The sequence below is a fragment of the Escherichia sp. SCLE84 genome (assembly GCF_012584495.1).
Taxonomy (GTDB): Bacteria; Pseudomonadota; Gammaproteobacteria; order Enterobacterales; family Enterobacteriaceae; genus ECMA0423.
This window is the reverse complement of record NZ_CP051430.1, coordinates 596,308-612,417: the sequence shown is the minus strand read 5'-3', so window position 1 is coordinate 612,417 and position 16,110 is coordinate 596,308. Positions and strand designations below refer to the sequence as shown.

At 49.1% G+C, this 16,110-nt stretch carries 16 protein-coding genes; 11 read left to right on the top strand and 5 right to left on the bottom strand.

Annotation, left to right across the window (positions count from 1 at the left end):
- Window positions 1-14: 14 nt before the first annotated feature.
- Both HGD79_RS03200 and HGD79_RS03195 read left to right on the top strand, forming a co-directional pair.
- Window positions 15-266, top strand: a complete 252-nt coding sequence (locus HGD79_RS03200; RefSeq protein WP_000005552.1) for an excisionase family protein — start codon at window positions 15-17, stop codon at window positions 264-266.
- Between the two features lie 34 nt (window positions 267-300).
- Window positions 301-1,581 (top strand): site-specific integrase, encoded by a 1,281-nt coding sequence (locus HGD79_RS03195; RefSeq protein WP_000876986.1) that lies wholly within the window; start codon window positions 301-303, stop codon window positions 1,579-1,581.
- 187 nt (window positions 1,582-1,768) lie between these two features.
- On the opposite strand, the gene HGD79_RS03185 is transcribed toward HGD79_RS03195, so the two are convergent.
- From HGD79_RS03185 to HGD79_RS03175, 3 genes are all read right to left on the bottom strand, one after another.
- A complete protein-coding gene (locus tag HGD79_RS03185) occupies window positions 1,769-2,788 on the bottom strand; it encodes a Zn-dependent oxidoreductase (RefSeq protein WP_000836057.1) in 1,020 nt (339 codons plus the stop codon).
- An 11-nt stretch (window positions 2,789-2,799) separates the two neighbouring features.
- Window positions 2,800-4,014: a starvation-sensing protein RspA gene (gene rspA, locus HGD79_RS03180; RefSeq protein WP_168848287.1), complete on the bottom strand. Its 1,215-nt coding sequence runs from the start codon at window positions 4,012-4,014 to the stop codon at window positions 2,800-2,802.
- 205 nt (window positions 4,015-4,219) lie between these two features.
- Complete coding sequence (locus tag HGD79_RS03175; protein WP_000598292.1) at window positions 4,220-4,546, bottom strand: YnfA family protein; 327 nt, start codon at window positions 4,544-4,546, stop codon at window positions 4,220-4,222.
- Window positions 4,547-4,680: 134 nt separating this feature from the next.
- Here HGD79_RS03175 and HGD79_RS03170 point away from each other — a divergent pair, with 134 nt between their 5' ends.
- Entirely contained in the window at window positions 4,681-5,022 is a 342-nt protein-coding gene (locus HGD79_RS03170; protein ID WP_000705211.1) for a DUF1283 family protein, read from the top strand.
- A 34-nt stretch (window positions 5,023-5,056) separates the two neighbouring features.
- Entirely contained in the window at window positions 5,057-5,617 is a 561-nt protein-coding gene (gene speG / locus HGD79_RS03165) for a spermidine N1-acetyltransferase (protein ID WP_001138581.1), read from the top strand.
- Window positions 5,618-5,619: 2 nt separating this feature from the next.
- Here the strand turns inward: speG and HGD79_RS03160 are convergent, their stop codons facing one another.
- The gene (locus HGD79_RS03160) at window positions 5,620-6,330 is read right to left on the bottom strand and encodes a YnfC family lipoprotein (RefSeq protein ID WP_001321287.1); all 711 of its coding nucleotides are present in this window, start codon (window positions 6,328-6,330) and stop codon (window positions 5,620-5,622) included.
- A gap of 107 nt (window positions 6,331-6,437) precedes the next feature.
- Between HGD79_RS03160 and HGD79_RS03155 the strand changes: the two genes are divergently transcribed.
- The 7 genes from HGD79_RS03155 (at window position 6,438) to clcB (ending at window position 15,444) form a co-directional block, all read left to right on the top strand.
- Window positions 6,438-6,743: a DUF1161 domain-containing protein gene (locus HGD79_RS03155; protein ID WP_001307224.1), complete on the top strand. Its 306-nt coding sequence runs from the start codon at window positions 6,438-6,440 to the stop codon at window positions 6,741-6,743.
- A 198-nt stretch (window positions 6,744-6,941) separates the two neighbouring features.
- Window positions 6,942-9,368 (top strand): selenate/tellurate reductase subunit YnfE, encoded by a 2,427-nt coding sequence (gene ynfE, locus HGD79_RS03150; protein WP_050940319.1) that lies wholly within the window; start codon window positions 6,942-6,944, stop codon window positions 9,366-9,368.
- 60 nt (window positions 9,369-9,428) lie between these two features.
- Window positions 9,429-11,852, top strand: coding sequence for a selenate/tellurate reductase subunit YnfF (ynfF, locus tag HGD79_RS03145; RefSeq protein ID WP_001342196.1), 2,424 nt, complete (start codon window positions 9,429-9,431; stop codon window positions 11,850-11,852).
- A 10-nt stretch (window positions 11,853-11,862) separates the two neighbouring features.
- Window positions 11,863-12,480 (top strand): DMSO reductase like molybdoenzyme iron-sulfur subunit YnfG, encoded by a 618-nt coding sequence (gene ynfG / locus HGD79_RS03140; protein WP_000213028.1) that lies wholly within the window; start codon window positions 11,863-11,865, stop codon window positions 12,478-12,480.
- Between the two features lies 1 nt (window position 12,481).
- A complete protein-coding gene (ynfH, locus tag HGD79_RS03135; protein ID WP_000526492.1) occupies window positions 12,482-13,336 on the top strand; it encodes a selenate reductase membrane anchor subunit YnfH in 855 nt (284 codons plus the stop codon).
- Between the two features lie 42 nt (window positions 13,337-13,378).
- The gene (gene dmsD, locus HGD79_RS03130; protein ID WP_000148710.1) at window positions 13,379-13,993 is read left to right on the top strand and encodes a Tat proofreading chaperone DmsD; all 615 of its coding nucleotides are present in this window, start codon (window positions 13,379-13,381) and stop codon (window positions 13,991-13,993) included.
- Between the two features lie 158 nt (window positions 13,994-14,151).
- A complete protein-coding gene (clcB, locus tag HGD79_RS03125) occupies window positions 14,152-15,444 on the top strand; it encodes a voltage-gated ClC-type chloride channel ClcB (RefSeq protein ID WP_168848286.1) in 1,293 nt (430 codons plus the stop codon).
- On the opposite strand, the gene bioD is transcribed toward clcB, so the two are convergent.
- Window positions 15,397-16,092 (bottom strand): dethiobiotin synthase, encoded by a 696-nt coding sequence (bioD, locus tag HGD79_RS03120; protein WP_000919226.1) that lies wholly within the window; start codon window positions 16,090-16,092, stop codon window positions 15,397-15,399. The two genes, clcB and bioD, sit on opposite strands and share 48 nt — an antisense overlap.
- Window positions 16,093-16,110 lie beyond the last annotated feature (18 nt).

Below are 16,110 nucleotides of genomic sequence, written 5' to 3'. Positions count from 1 at the left end.
AGATAAAGAAATCGATGAGCGAAGTAATCATGATTGTCTCTCCCGGCAAATGGGTATCCGAAGAGCAGTTAATTGCGCTGAAAGGAATAAAAAAAGGTACGTTAAAAAAGGCCCGGGAAAAATCGTTTATGGAAGGAAGGGAATATAAGCATGTCGCTCATGACGGTATGCCATGGGATAACAGTCCATGCTTTTACAACCTGGAAGAAATTGATCGCTGGATTGAGCGCCAGGCATCAGCAAGACCAAGACGTCATCTTACTTGACTAAAAGCCACACTAACTAATGAGAGAAGTTGAAATGAAATATCCGACAGGCGTGGAAAACCATGGAGGGAAATTACGTATCTGGTTTGTTTATAAAGGCGTAAGAGTCAGGGAAAACCTGGGGGTTCCTGACACAGCAAAAAACAGGCGCGTTGCAGGTGAGCTACGCGCCTCTGTTTGTTACGCAATAAAAACTGGTGTTTTCGACTATGCAAAACAGTTTCCCTCCTCACGCAATCTGGAAAAATTTGGTGAGACTCGACAAGATTTAACCATAAAAGAACTGGCTGAAAAATTTCTGGCACTGAAAGAAACTGAAGTCGCAAAAACATCACTCAACACATACCGTGCCGTCATCAAAAATATCCTGAGCATAATCGGTGAAAAAAATCTTGCCTCATCGATTAATAAAGAAAAATTACTGGAGGTTCGTAAAGAGCTACTGACTGGATACCAGATCCCCAAAAGTAACTATATTGTTACACAACCAGGGAGATCGGCTGTAACTGTAAATAATTACATGACAAATCTTAACGCCGTGTTCCAGTTTGGTGTTGATAACGGTTACCTGGCAGATAACCCGTTTAAGGGGATCTCGCCATTAAAGGAATCAAGAACCATTCCGGATCCTCTTTCGCGGGAGGAATTCATCCGTCTTATCGATGCGTGCAGAAATCAGCAAGCCAAAAATTTATGGTGTGTTTCTGTTTATACTGGCGTTCGCCCTGGTGAGCTGTGTGCACTTGGATGGGAGGACATAGATCTGAAAAATGGAACAATGATGATCAGGAGAAATTTAGCAAAAGACCGTTTCACGGTACCAAAAACACAGGCGGGAACCAATCGGGTCATTCATCTTATTAAGCCAGCAATCGACGCTCTCCGGAGTCAGATGACATTAACGAGACTGAGCAAAGAGCATATCATTGATGTTCACCTCAGAGAGTATGGCAGAACAGAAAAACATAAATGCACCTTTGTTTTTCAACCTGAAGTGTCAGCGAGAGTAAAAAATTATGGTGACCATTTTACCGTTGACTCAATAAGGCAGATGTGGGACGCAGCGATAAAACGTGCCGGACTCCGCCATCGAAAATCATATCAGTCGAGACATACTTATGCCTGCTGGTCGCTGACAGCTGGTGCTAATCCGGCATTTATAGCAAACCAGATGGGCCATGCAGATGCGCAAATGGTATTTCAGGTATACGGAAAATGGATGTCTGAAAACAATAATGCACAGGTAGCTTTGTTAAATACACAGTTAAGCGAGTTTGCCCCAACCATGCCCCATAACGAAGCAATGAAAAATTAATTTAATATTTATCAAATAGTTGACACGTATGACTCTTGAAATCCATAAATTCAAGCGCAGTGCCCAGCCATCCCGATACTGCTGCTTTCACCAAATCCTTAGTGCTTCTTTCATGTTTTTCTATTGTCATAATGGTTATCTCTAAAAAAGAGGTAAGATGCGTACTACTTACTCGCCGTTATTGGTATTATTCAGAAAAAGTGAGTAAGACTTTGCAGCAATGTTTTTGATCCTGTTCAAATAAACTAATGGCATCAGCAACATGCTGGAAATCAAACGTATGGGTAATTAATTTTTCTGGTTTAATTAACCCTTTACTTAACCAGTCGATAACAACCGGAAATTTATTTGCATTTAAGCGTGAAGAGAAAATAGAGAGTTCTTTTCCGGTAATTCCTTGCTGAATCACTTCAGACGGTTCACTGGAGAAGCCCATCAATACAATACGTGCCGCTGGAGAAGCCAGCGTTACGGCCTCTTTCAGGATAGAAGGATGACAAGCCGCATCGATAATTAATGTCGGCTTGATGCCTTTTTCAGCGAAAATCTCGCCAAGCGGTGTCTGGCTGTTATTAATCGCCCTGTCTGCCCCGCTCTCTTTCGCTTTTTCCAGTCGTTCATCAATGCGATCGGCAACAATCACATTTTTAACGTTATAGACGCCTTTTAATACCTGAACGATCGTCAGGCCGATTGGACCGGCACCATAAACCAGAACGGTATCATTTTCAGTCGGTTGACCATGTCCGGTTACGTTAGCCGCAATGGTAAAAGGTTCGATCATCACCGCATATTGATCGGCCACTGCTTCAGGAATTTTCCACGCATTTTTTGCCGGAACCACGGCATATTCACTGAAACCACCGTCAGCGTGCACACCTAATACAGCAAGTGTCGTACAAACGTTCGGTTTACCTATAGAGCACGGATAGCAATGCCCACAGCTGACCACCGGATCGACAGCAACACGTTCACCGACTCTGGCGCTTTCCACGCCGTCACCCACCGCATCAATGACGCCAAAGAATTCATGTCCAATGACGCGCGGATATTTCGCAAAAGGATTATGCCCACGATAAATATGGCTATCTGAACCACAAATTCCGGCAAGTTTCACTTTTACTCGTACTTCACCCGCTGACGGGGTGGGTATTTCACGTTCGACAATCGCCAGTTGATTCGGTTTTTCAATTAATATGCTTTTCATTATCTTACTCCTTACCAGTTCCACAGCGTGCCATCTTCCAGACGTGCGACTGGTAGATAAGCAGGTTCATAGGGATATTTCGCCGCCAGCTTTTCATCGAATTCGATGCCAAGACCCGGTTTGTCTCCCGGATGCATATAGCCGTTATCGAAAGTCCAGTTGTGCGGGAAGACTTCGAGCATTTGTTCGGAATAACCCATGTATTCCTGGACACCGAAATTGGGGACCCACAGATCAAAGTGCAGCGCTGCAGCCATGCAGACTGGTGACAAATCGGAAGGACCGTGTGAGCCAGTACGTACCTGATACAGCGAAGCAAAATCGGCAATCCGGCGCATACCGGTAATTCCGCCTGCATGGGTCAGCGTGGTGCGGATATAATCGATGAGTTGCTCTTCAATCAGTTGTTTGCAGTCCCAGATGCTGTTGAAGACTTCACCCACTGCGATGGGTGTGACGGTATGTTGGCGAATGAGACGGAAGCATTCCTGGTTTTCTGCAGGCGTCGGGTCTTCCATCCAGAACATGCGATAATCTTCAATGCTTTTACCAAAGCGCGCCGCTTCAATAGGCGTTAAGCGATGGTGCATGTCATGCAGCAAATGTTCATTAAAACCAAACTTGTTACGTACCGCGTCAAACAATTTCGGCATGAAATCGAGGTATTTCTCCGTCGACCACAGCTGCTCTTCCGGCCACTGTCCTTTGGTTACGGGTTCATAAGCCAGACCTTTACCTTTCGACATGCCGTAGGTGGTTTTCATACCAGGGATTCCGCACTGCACGCGGATGGCTTTGAATCCCAGCTCCTGATGACGGGCATAATCATCCAGAGCTTCATCAATACTGTGACCGGTGGTATGGCAATAAACCATCACCCCTTCACGAGACGCGCCGCCGAGTAACTGGTAAAGCGGCATGTTGGCAGCTTTGGCTTTAATATCCCACAGCGCCATATCAACCGCTGAAATGGCCGACATCGTAACCGGACCGCGACGCCAGTAAGCACCTTTATAGAAAAACTGCCAGATATCTTCGATACGGTGCGCATCGCGACCAATAAGCTGCGGACAAAGGTGATCCTGCAAATAAGAGGCCACGGAAAGCTCACGTCCATTGAGGGTGGCATCCCCAAGGCCCGTAATACCGTCCTCAGTGGTGATTTTTAATGTGACGAAATTACGCCCCGGACAGGTAACAAAAACTTCAGCCTTTACGATCTTCATGTTCGATTCCTTGCATCGCTTGTCGTGATGCATGAAATCTACGCAACTGAGCTACTACCATACAAGTATAAAGATCGAAAAAAGCCGGAGTGATCACAAAAAAAGGCGTATATTTGCGCTGTGAATGGTTGACAAAAGATGAAATAGAATACCTTTTGTCAGCTGACACTTCCTCTTATCTTATTGATAAAATGGATTTATGTTCCTACGTGCGCCCCCAGCCCGCAACAATGATCAACATGCCGCAAAGCGCAATCAACGCACCCGTCCAGTCATAAAGAGTCAGTTTCACGCCATCCACAACGCGCAGCCACATCAACGCCGTGCAGACATAAACGCCACCATAAGCCGCGTAAACACGCCCACTCGCCGCTGGATGCAACGTTAACAACCAGACAAACAGCGCCAGTGAAATCCCCGCCGGAAGCAACAGCCAGATACTGGCGTTTCGTTTTAACCACAACCAGGGCAGAAAGCATCCAATAATTTCACACAGCGCAGTAGCAAAAAATAGTAACGTTGTTTTAATCATCTTTGTCTCTTATTGACATCATGTATAGTTATAGGGCGACATAATATCATCAATATAAACACCCTCCTGGTACGTTTTGCGTCCGCAGTGGATGGTGTAGAATCACCTTTAATCATTCATACAGGGAATGAATTATGAAAATCACTCTCAGCAAACGAATCGGCCTGCTCGCTATTCTGCTGCCTTGCGCACTGGCATTGAGCACAACTGTTCATGCCGAAACTAACAAACTGGTGATTGAGTCTGGCGACAGTGCACAAAGCCGCCAGCACGCCGCTATGGAAAAAGAGCAATGGAATGACACGCGCAATCTGCGCCAGAAAGTGAATAAACGCACTGAAAAAGAGTGGGATAAAGCCGACGCCGCTTTTGATAACCGCGATAAATGTGAGCAAAGCGCCAACATCAATGCCTACTGGGAGCCCAATACTTTGCGCTGCCTGGACCGTCGAACTGGCCGCGTTATTACCCCCTAACCTGTTATTGATTTAAGGAATGTAAGGACACGTTATGCCAAGCGCCCACAGTGTTAAGCTACGCCCGCTGGAGCGTGAAGATTTACGCTATGTACATCAACTCGACAACAACGCCAGTGTGATGCGTTACTGGTTTGAGGAACCCTACGAAGCCTTTGTTGAACTCTCTGATCTGTATGATAAGCATATTCACGATCAGAGCGAACGGCGCTTTGTGGTGGAATGTGACGGCGAAAAAGCCGGTCTGGTGGAGCTGGTGGAAATTAACCATGTTCATCGCCGCGCAGAATTTCAGATAATTATCTCCCCGGAGTATCAGGGGAAAGGTCTGGCAACCCGTGCCGCCAAATTAGCAATGGACTATGGCTTTACCGTTCTCAATCTCTATAAGCTGTATCTGATCGTTGATAAAGAGAATGAAAAAGCGATTCACATTTACCGCAAGCTTGGCTTTTCGGTTGAAGGTGAATTGATGCACGAGTTCTTTATTAATGGTCAATATCGTAATGCCATTCGCATGTGTATATTCCAGCATCAGTATCTGGCAGAGCACAAAACACCGGGTCAGACTCTCCTGAAGCCGACCGCACAATAGCATTAATAATAATCGATCGTATTTTTGATGGTGTAAACCCGTTCGACGGCGGGTTTTACTCCTTCATCAACAATGATTAGCTGACAGTCCACCGGATTAGCGTGACTGTCATATTCACAGCTCTGTTTTACATTACCAACCCGTTGATTATTCAGTAAAGTAACCGCTGTGTAATCTAATTTTTTGATCGGATCCGTTGATGGCGTGGCGCTGACAGATAATGTTTTGTCGTTACTTTTCGTGGTTTTACCCAGCGGATAACCCTGATCATCATAGCGATATTCCATCTGCATTTGTTTGCTGCTGGCTTTAATCACGAAGCCATTATCATCGGTTTCCCAACTCACCCCGGCAGAAGGTAATTCTGCTAGCTGGCATTTTCCCTGTAAACGTACTCTCTTCTCCAGCGTCTCGGCATCACGGTAATAATTGGCGTCCAGTACCAGAGCGACCACGGTATTATTTTCCAGATCCAGTAATTCGAGTGAATCAAAACAGCCTTCTTCCGACAAAGTCCCAGAAACACGTTTCGTCACTTCACCTTGCTCATCCATTAATGTCTGAGTGAAATCTTTTACCGGACCACGCAGCGGATCAAAATCGAATTCATTAGAGAAACTGGCCATCTCAGGGGTAAATGAAAGTGTTACCTCTGTGCGGTCACATCCTGTGAGGAATATCGCGAGTAAGCATGGTAGTAATTTGTATTTCACAACAGTCACCAGAGAGTAGAGATGATTCTCAATCATAGTAGCAAATACAGTACTTTACACGTTAAATGCTATGCTTAAAGAAGTTATCTTCGCGTAAGGAGCTTATGATGAAACTCTCAACCTGCTGTGCCGCGCTTCTGCTCGCCCTCGCCTCACCCGTGGTACTCGCCGCGCCGGGATCCTGTGAGCGCATACAGAGCGATATATCACAGCGCATTATCAATAATGGCGTACCCGAAAGCAGCTTCACGTTAAGTATTGTACCCAATGACCAGGTTGATCAGCCTGATTCCCAGGTCGTCGGCCATTGCGCTAATGATACGCATAAAATTCTCTATACCCGCACCACCAGCGGTAACGTCTCTGCTCCCGCGCAGTCTACCCAGGATGGCGCGCCTGCCGAACCGCAGTAATACATTATCGACTGAACGCCGGATACGACACATCCGGCGATTTGAACATACAACATAATCCCACCTTATTACTCATACCCTTCTATTGATATGGATTAATAATTCTTAACCCAAAATGGGTAGACTCCCTCTATTGTTAGCGCGCTAAATATTCAATATATAAACATTTATATAACGATAAAGAACAGGGAGTGAGTTATGTCCAAAAATGACCGAATGGTGGGCATCAGCCGCAGAACACTCGTTAAATCAACCGCGATAGGTTCTCTGGCGCTGGCTGCAGGCGGTTTTTCTTTACCGTTCACCCTGCGCAGTGCAGCGGCAACGGTACAACAGGCCAGCGAAAAAGTGATCTGGGGTGCCTGTTCCGTCAACTGTGGTAGCCGCTGTGCACTTCGTCTACATGTTAAAGATAATGAAGTGACCTGGGTGGAAACTGACAATACCGGCAGCGATGAGTACGGCAACCATCAGGTACGCGCCTGTTTGCGCGGTCGCTCCATCCGCCGGCGTATTAATCATCCCGATCGCTTGAATTACCCAATGAAACGCGTGGGTACACGCGGTGAAGGCAAATTCGAACGGATTAGCTGGGATGAAGCCCTGGATACTATCGCCAGTAGCCTGAAAAAAACCGTCGAACAATATGGCAATGAGGCTGTATATATTCAGTACTCTTCGGGGATTGTTGGCGGCAATATGACCCGCTCTTCGCCATCAGCCTCGGCGGTCAAACGCCTGATGAACTGCTACGGCGGTTCACTCAATCAGTATGGCTCCTACAGCACCGCGCAAATTTCCTGTGCCATGCCCTACACCTACGGCAGTAATGATGGCAACAGCACCACGGATATTGAAAACAGCAAGCTGGTCGTGATGTTTGGTAACAACCCGGCAGAAACCCGCATGAGCGGCGGTGGCATCACTTATCTTCTTGAAAAAGCGCGCGAGAAATCGAACGCCAAAATGATTGTTATCGATCCGCGATATACCGATACGGCTGCTGGTCGTGAAGATGAATGGCTCCCTATTCGCCCGGGCACCGATGCCGCGCTGGTTGCGGGTATTGCCTGGGTATTGATTAACGAAAATCTCGTTGATCAACCTTTTCTCGATAAATACTGCGTCGGCTATGACGAAAAAACCTTACCCGCAGATGCACCCAAAAATGGTCACTATAAAGCCTATATTCTTGGTGAAGGTGATGATAACACAGCGAAAACGCCGCAGTGGGCTTCGCAAATTACCGGTATCCCGGTAGACCGTATCATCAAACTGGCGCGTGAAATTGGCACAGCAAAACCCGCTTATATCTGCCAGGGCTGGGGGCCGCAACGCCAGGCAAACGGCGAACTGACTGCACGCGCTATTGCTATGTTACCTATTTTGACGGGCAATGTCGGCATCAGCGGCGGAAATAGTGGCGCGCGTGAATCGACCTATACCATTACCATAGAACGCCTGCCGGTGCTGGATAATCCGGTCAAAACGTCAATCTCCTGCTTCAGCTGGACAGATGCTATCGATCATGGTCCGCAAATGACGGCAATCCGCGACGGCGTCCGCGGCAAAGATAAACTGGATGTGCCCATTAAGTTCATCTGGAACTACGCGGGAAATACCCTCGTTAATCAGCATTCTGACATCAACAAAACGCATGAAATTCTGCAAGACGAATCGAAATGCGAAATGATTGTGGTCATCGAAAACTTTATGACCTCATCGGCAAAATATGCCGACATTCTGCTGCCAGACCTGATGACCGTTGAGCAGGAAGATATTATTCCTAACGACTACGCCGGTAACATGGGATATCTCATTTTCCTCCAGCCAGTCACCAGCGAAAAATTCGAACGTAAACCGATTTACTGGATCCTGAGTGAAGTCGCGAAACGTCTTGGACCTGACGTCTATCAAAAGTTCACTGAAGGTCGCACGCAGGAACAATGGTTACAACATCTGTACGCCAAAATGCTTGCCAAAGATCCGGCGTTACCGTCTTACGACGAACTGAAAAAAATGGGTATCTATAAGCGTAAAGATCCCAATGGTCATTTTGTCGCCTACAAAGCATTTCGTGACGACCCCGAGGCAAATCCACTTAAAACACCTTCCGGTAAGATTGAAATTTATTCCAGCAAGCTGGCGGAAATTGCCCGTACCTGGGAACTGGAAAAAGATGAAGTGATAAGCCCACTGCCAGTTTATGCCTCTACCTTTGAAGGCTGGGACTCCCCTGAACGTAGAACCTTCCCACTGCAACTGTTTGGTTTCCATTACAAATCCCGTACTCACTCGACCTACGGCAACATTGATGTCCTGAAAGCAGCCTGCCGTCAGGAGGTGTGGATCAACCCTATAGATGCGCAGAAACGTGGGATTGCCAACGGCGATATGGTGCGGGTGTTTAACCATCGTGGCGAAGTTCGGCTACCAGCCAAAGTGACACCACGTATTCTCCCTGGAGTTAGCGCTATGGGCCAGGGAGCCTGGCACGAGGCCAATATGTCTGGCGATAAAATCGACCATGGCGGCTGTGTGAATACGCTAACCACTCTGCGCCCTTCACCACTGGCGAAGGGAAACCCGCAGCACACTAATCTGGTCGAGATCGAAAAAATATAACCCACTACAACCATAAATTCTGGCATGACATTTTGTTTGAAAAGCAATAAGTGAGTAATGATGAAAATCCATACCACAGAGGCGCTCATGAAGGCTGAAATCAGCCGTAGAAGTCTGATGAAAACCTCCGCACTTGGCAGTCTCGCGCTGGCAAGCAGTGCTTTCACTCTGCCATTTTCCCAAATGGTCCGGGCGGCAGAGGCTCCGGTAGAAGAGAAAGCGGTCTGGAGTTCCTGCACCGTTAACTGCGGGAGCCGCTGTCTGTTACGTTTGCATGTGAAAGATGACACCGTGTACTGGGTGGAGTCTGATACGACAGGTGACGACGTCTACGGTAATCATCAGGTTCGAGCGTGTTTACGCGGGCGCTCTATCCGCCGACGGATGAATCATCCTGATAGGTTGAAATATCCCATGAAGCGCGTCGGCAAGCGCGGTGAAGGTAAATTTGAACGGATAAGTTGGGACGAAGCCCTGGATACCATCAGTGATAATCTTCGGCGGATCCTGAAAGATTACGGCAATGAGGCTGTACATGTCCTGTACGGAACAGGCGTAGATGGCGGAAACATCACCAACTCAAACGTCCCGTACCGTCTGATGAACTCTTGCGGTGGTTTTCTCAGTCGCTATGGCAGCTACAGTACCGCACAGATCAGTGCCGCAATGAGTTATATGTTCGGTGCCAATGATGGCAACAGCCCGGATGATATCGCCAATACGAAACTGGTCGTTATGTTCGGAAATAACCCGGCAGAAACGCGGATGAGCGGCGGTGGTGTCACTTACTACGTCGAGCAAGCCCGCGAACGTTCAAACGCACGCATGATCGTCATCGATCCACGTTATAACGACACTGCTGCCGGGCGTGAAGATGAATGGCTGCCCATTCGCCCTGGCACCGATGGCGCACTGGCCTGTGCGATTGCCTGGGTACTGATTACTGAAAACATGGTCGATCAGCCATTTCTCGACAAATATTGTGTTGGTTACGATGAAAAAACGCTGCCCGCCAACGCACCACGTAACGCGCATTATAAAGCCTATATTCTGGGCGAAGGGCCTGACGGCATAGCTAAAACGCCGGAATGGGCAGCAAAAATCACCAGCATCCCGGCAGAAAAAATTATCCAGTTGGCGCGAGAGATCGGTTCAGCAAAACCTGCTTATATTTGTCAGGGTTGGGGGCCACAACGACATTCCAACGGCGAGCAAACGTCCCGCGCTATTGCCATGCTTTCCGTTCTCACCGGTAACGTCGGCATAAACGGCGGCAACTCAGGTGTACGCGAAGGTAGCTGGGATCTGGGGGTAGAATGGTTCCCGATGCTTGAGAATCCTGTTAAAACGCAGATTTCCGTCTTTACATGGACAGATGCCATCGACCATGGTACGGAAATGACCGCGACCCGTGATGGTGTTCGTGGAAAAGAAAAACTGGATGTCCCCATCAAGTTTTTATGGTGCTACGCCAGTAACACATTGATCAATCAACATGGCGACATCAATCACACCCATGAGGTGCTTCAGGATGACAGCAAGTGCGAGATGATTGTTGGCATTGACCACTTCATGACGGCCTCGGCTAAGTATTGCGATATCCTGTTGCCCGACCTGATGCCAACAGAGCAAGAAGACCTTATCTCTCATGAATCTGCAGGGAATATGGGCTATGTGATCCTCGCCCAACCCGCAACCTCAGCAAAATTTGAACGCAAACCCATCTACTGGATGCTGAGTGAAGTCGCCAAACGCTTAGGACCAGACGTTTATCAAACCTTTACTGAAGGTCGCAGTCAGCATGAATGGGTCAAATATCTCCATGCGAAAACGAAGGAACGTAACCCTGAGATGCCCGACTACGAGGAGATGAAAACGACCGGGATCTTTAAGAAAAAATGCCCGGAAGAACACTACGTCGCTTTCCGCGCATTCCGTGAAGATCCACAGGCAAACCCGTTGAAAACACCTTCGGGGAAAATCGAAATTTATTCTGAACGACTGGCGAAGATTGCAGATACCTGGGAATTGAAAAAAGATGAAATTATTCATCCCCTTCCTGCGTATACCCCAGGTTTTGATGGCTGGGACGATCCCCTGCGGAAAACCTATCCACTGCAGTTAACGGGCTTCCATTACAAAGCGCGTACCCACTCCAGCTACGGCAATATTGATGTGTTACAGCAGGCCTGCCCACAAGAGGTGTGGATCAACCCCATTGATGCTCAGGCACGCGGTATCCGTCATGGCGATACCGTGCGGGTATTTAACAATAATGGAGAAATGCTGATTGCCGCAAAAGTGACTCCGCGTATTCTGCCTGGCGTTACCGCCATCGGGCAAGGTGCGTGGCTTAAAGCGGATATGTTTGGTGACCGGGTCGATCACGGCGGCAGTATCAATATTCTGACCTCTCACCGCCCTTCACCGCTGGCAAAGGGAAACCCGTCGCACAGCAATCTTGTCCAGATCGAAAAGGTTTAAGGAGTAGCCCATGACCACACAATATGGATTTTTTATCGATTCCAGCCGCTGTACTGGCTGTAAAACCTGCGAACTGGCGTGCAAAGATTTTAAAGATCTTGGCCCGGAAGTCAGTTTCCGCCGTATTTATGAATACGCTGGCGGCGACTGGCAGGAAGATAATGGCGTCTGGCACCAGAACGTGTTCGCTTATTATCTCTCCATCTCCTGTAACCATTGCGATGACCCCGCATGTACAAAAGTCTGCCCCAGCGGCGCAATGCATAAGCGTGAAGATGGCTTTGTGGTGGTTGATGAAGATGTTTGTATCGGCTGCCGCTACTGCCACATGGCTTGTCCGTACGGCGCACCACAGTACAATGCTGAAAAAGGGCACATGACGAAGTGCGATGGTTGTTATTCGCGCGTCGCCGAGGGGAAACAACCCATATGCGTCGAATCCTGCCCGCTGCGTGCACTTGAGTTCGGTCCAATTGAAGAGCTGCGCCAGAAGCACGGCACTCTGGCTGCCGTCGCGCCACTGCCGCGCGCGCATTTCACAAAACCCAATATCGTTATCAAACCTAACGCCAACAGCCGCCCGACCGGCGATACCACTGGTTATCTGGCTAATCCGGAGGAAGTGTAAAATGGGAAATGGATGGCATGAATGGCCACTGGTTATCTTTACCGTATTGGGTCAATGCGTAGTAGGCGCGCTGATTGTTAGCGGAATTGGCTGGTTCGCCGCCAAAAATGACGCAGACCGTCAGCGTATTGTCCGTGGCATGTTTTTCCTCTGGCTGTTGATGGGCATCGGGTTTATTGCCTCTGTCATGCACCTGGGATCGCCACTGCGAGCGTTTAACTCGCTGAATCGAATCGGAGCTTCTGGTCTGAGTAACGAGATTGCTGCCGGTTCCATATTTTTTGCCGTTGGCGGACTATGGTGGCTGGTGGCGGTCATCGGTAAAATGCCGCAAGCGTTGGGGAAACTCTGGTTACTTGTCAGCATGGCGCTCGGCGTCATTTTCGTCTGGATGATGACCTGCGTGTATCAAATCGACACCGTGCCAACCTGGCATAACGGTTACACTACGCTGGCTTTCTTCCTGACGGTATTGTTGAGCGGTCCAATACTTGCTGCCGCAATTCTGCGGGCAGCTCGCGTTACATTTAATACCACACCATTTGCCATCATTAGCGTTTTGGCGCTGATCGCTTGTGCCGGGGTGATTGTGCTGCAAGGTTTGTCTCTGGCGTCTATTCACTCATCCGTGCAACAAGCCAGCGCACTGGTACCAGATTACGCCTCCTTACAGGTCTGGCGTGTGGTATTGTTATGCGCAGGTCTTGGATGCTGGCTTTGCCCGCTCATTCGTCGCCGTGAACCTCACGTTGCCGGACTTATTCTGGGGCTAATCCTCATACTTGGCGGTGAGATGATCGGGCGTGTGCTCTTTTATGGCCTGCACATGACAGTAGGAATGGCTATTGCAGGTTAACAAATTGGTGCGGGGCAACCCGCACATTTCAGGATGTTAGGAATGACCCATTTTTCACAGCAAGATAATTTTTCTGTCGCGGCGCGCGTGTTGGGCGCGCTGTTTTATTACGCTCCAGAGAGTGCGGAAGCCGCACCTCTGGTTGCGGTACTCACCAGTGACGGCTGGGAAACTCAGTGGCCTCTACCAGAAGCGTCATTAGCGCCGCTGGTGACGGCTTTTCAGACACAGTGTGAAGAGACTCACGCCCAGGCCTGGCAGCGTTTGTTTGTCGGCCCGTGGGCACTGCCGTCTCCGCCGTGGGGGTCGGTCTGGCTGGATCGCGAATCTGTGCTGTTTGGCGATTCAACATTGGCACTTCGTCAGTGGATGCGCGAGAAAGGCATTCAGTTTGAAATGAAGCAAAACGAACCGGAAGATCATTTTGGTTCACTGCTGTTGATGGCTGCGTGGTTGGCGGAGAATGGTCGCCAGACAGAATGCGAAGAATTGCTGGCATGGCACCTTTTTCCGTGGTCAACACGTTTTCTTGATGTTTTTATCGAAAAAGCAGAACACCCTTTCTACCGTGCACTGGGTGAACTGGCTCGCTTAACGCTGGCGCAATGGCAATCACAACTGTTGATTCCTGTCGCGGTTAAACCGCTGTTTCGATAGGATCACCGTAATATTGCCGGATGGTGACGATTACGCGCAATCCGGCAATAATAGGTTACAGTGTCACGTTTTTTTATCTCTTAAAGCACGCACTGCTTTTGCGGCTGGCCTCTTTTGTCGCAAAATAGTCGCCCGTGTTTCATTGCCCATTTCTGCTCATGCATCATCTACACATCTATCCGGATCTGCGCACTATGTTCCGCCGTCTGCTTATCGCAACAGTCGTCGGTATTCTCGCGGCCTTTGCCGTTGCCGGGTTTCATCATGCGATGCTGCTACTGGAGTGGTTGTTCCTCAATAATGACTCCGGCAGTCTGGTCAATGCAGCGACAAACCTTTCCCCCTGGCGACGGCTGCTAACTCCGGCGCTCGGCGGACTGGCGGCGGGTTTGTTGCTGATGGACTGGCAGAAATTTACCCAACAACGCCCTCATGCGCCGACCGATTACATGGAAGCGTTGCAAACCGATGGACAGTTCGATTACGCAGCAAGCCTGGTTAAATCGCTTGCCTCGCTGCTGGTAGTAACCAGCGGCAGTGCAATTGGTCGCGAAGGTGCGATGATTCTTTTAGCTGCCCTTGCCGCCTCCTGTTTTGCCCAACGTTTTACGCCACGCCAGGAGTGGAAATTATGGATCGCCTGTGGGGCCGCGGCGGGAATGGCTGCGGCCTATCGTGCCCCGCTTGCTGGCAGTTTATTTATAGCCGAAGTGCTGTTTGGCACTATGATGTTGGCCTCTCTCGGCCCGGTGATTATTTCCGCCGTCGTGGCATTGCTGGTTAGCAATCTGATTAATCATAGCGACGCGTTACTCTACAACGTACAACTCTCAGTGACGGTTCAGGCTCGTGACTATGCGCTGATTATCAGTACAGGTGTGCTGGCAGGTCTGTGCGGACCACTGTTGTTAACGTTAATGAACGCCTGTCATCGTGGATTTGTGAGTCTCAAACTTGCGCCGCCCTGGCAACTGGCACTAGGCGGGTTGATCGTGGGTCTGCTTTCCCTGTTCACACCTGCAGTGTGGGGCAACGGCTATAGCACCGTACAATCCTTTTTAACCGCCCCACCACTGTTAATGATCATTGCCGGGATCTTCCTTTGTAAACTGTGTGCCGTGCTGGCGAGTAGCGGTTCCGGCGCACCCGGTGGTGTCTTTACACCGACGCTATTTATCGGTCTTGCCATTGGCATGTTGTATGGTCGTAGCCTGGGATTATGGTTCCCTGATGGCGAAGAAATTACGCTTTTACTCGGATTGACCGGGATGGCGACACTGTTGGCAGCAACCACGCACGCGCCGATTATGTCGACGTTGATGATATGTGAAATGACCGGGGAGTATCAGCTACTCCCCGGTTTATTGATTGCCTGCGTCATTGCGTCGGTAATTTCGCGGACGTTACACCGTGACTCTATCTACCGCCAGCACACTGCGCAGCATAGCTAAGCGGATGTATTGCCCCAGTTCTCGCTGTTCGGCGCGCGGCAGATAAGGCAGTTCACCAATGAGCGGTGCCGGAAGTTTTTTACCCAGCACATCAATGATTTCCGCATAATGCGCCAGTCCTGGGTTGATTCGGTTAGCCACCCAGCCAATGAGCGGCAGCCCGTCGTTGGCAATCGCCTGAGCTGTTAGCAGTGCATGGTTAATGCAACCTTCCTGAATACCGACAACCATCAACACCGGCAACTGTTCCTGCACCACCCATTCAGAGAGTGGACGCAAATCATTCATCAGACTGCGCCAGCCGCCAGTCCCTTCTACCACGACATGATCGACTTTATCGGTCAGGTTTGCCAGGCCGTTTGAAATGAGGGTGTAATTGATTGGGCAACTGTGCGCCACGCTACTTTCTTCTTCGCTTAACGCGATAGGATTAACTGCTTCATAAGGCAGTTCGATGGTTGAAACACTCTGCAACACCAGGGCATCTTTATTACGCAGCCCTTCGGGTGTCTCTTTGCTCCCCTTCGCTACGGGTTTATATCCCGCAACCGTTTTTCCCTGGGAGGCTAACGCTTGTAGCAATGCGCGGGAAACCACCGTTTTCCCTACAGAAGTGTCTGTACCGGTAATAAAGAAACGCTTCAGCATCACTAACTCCACCGTTAT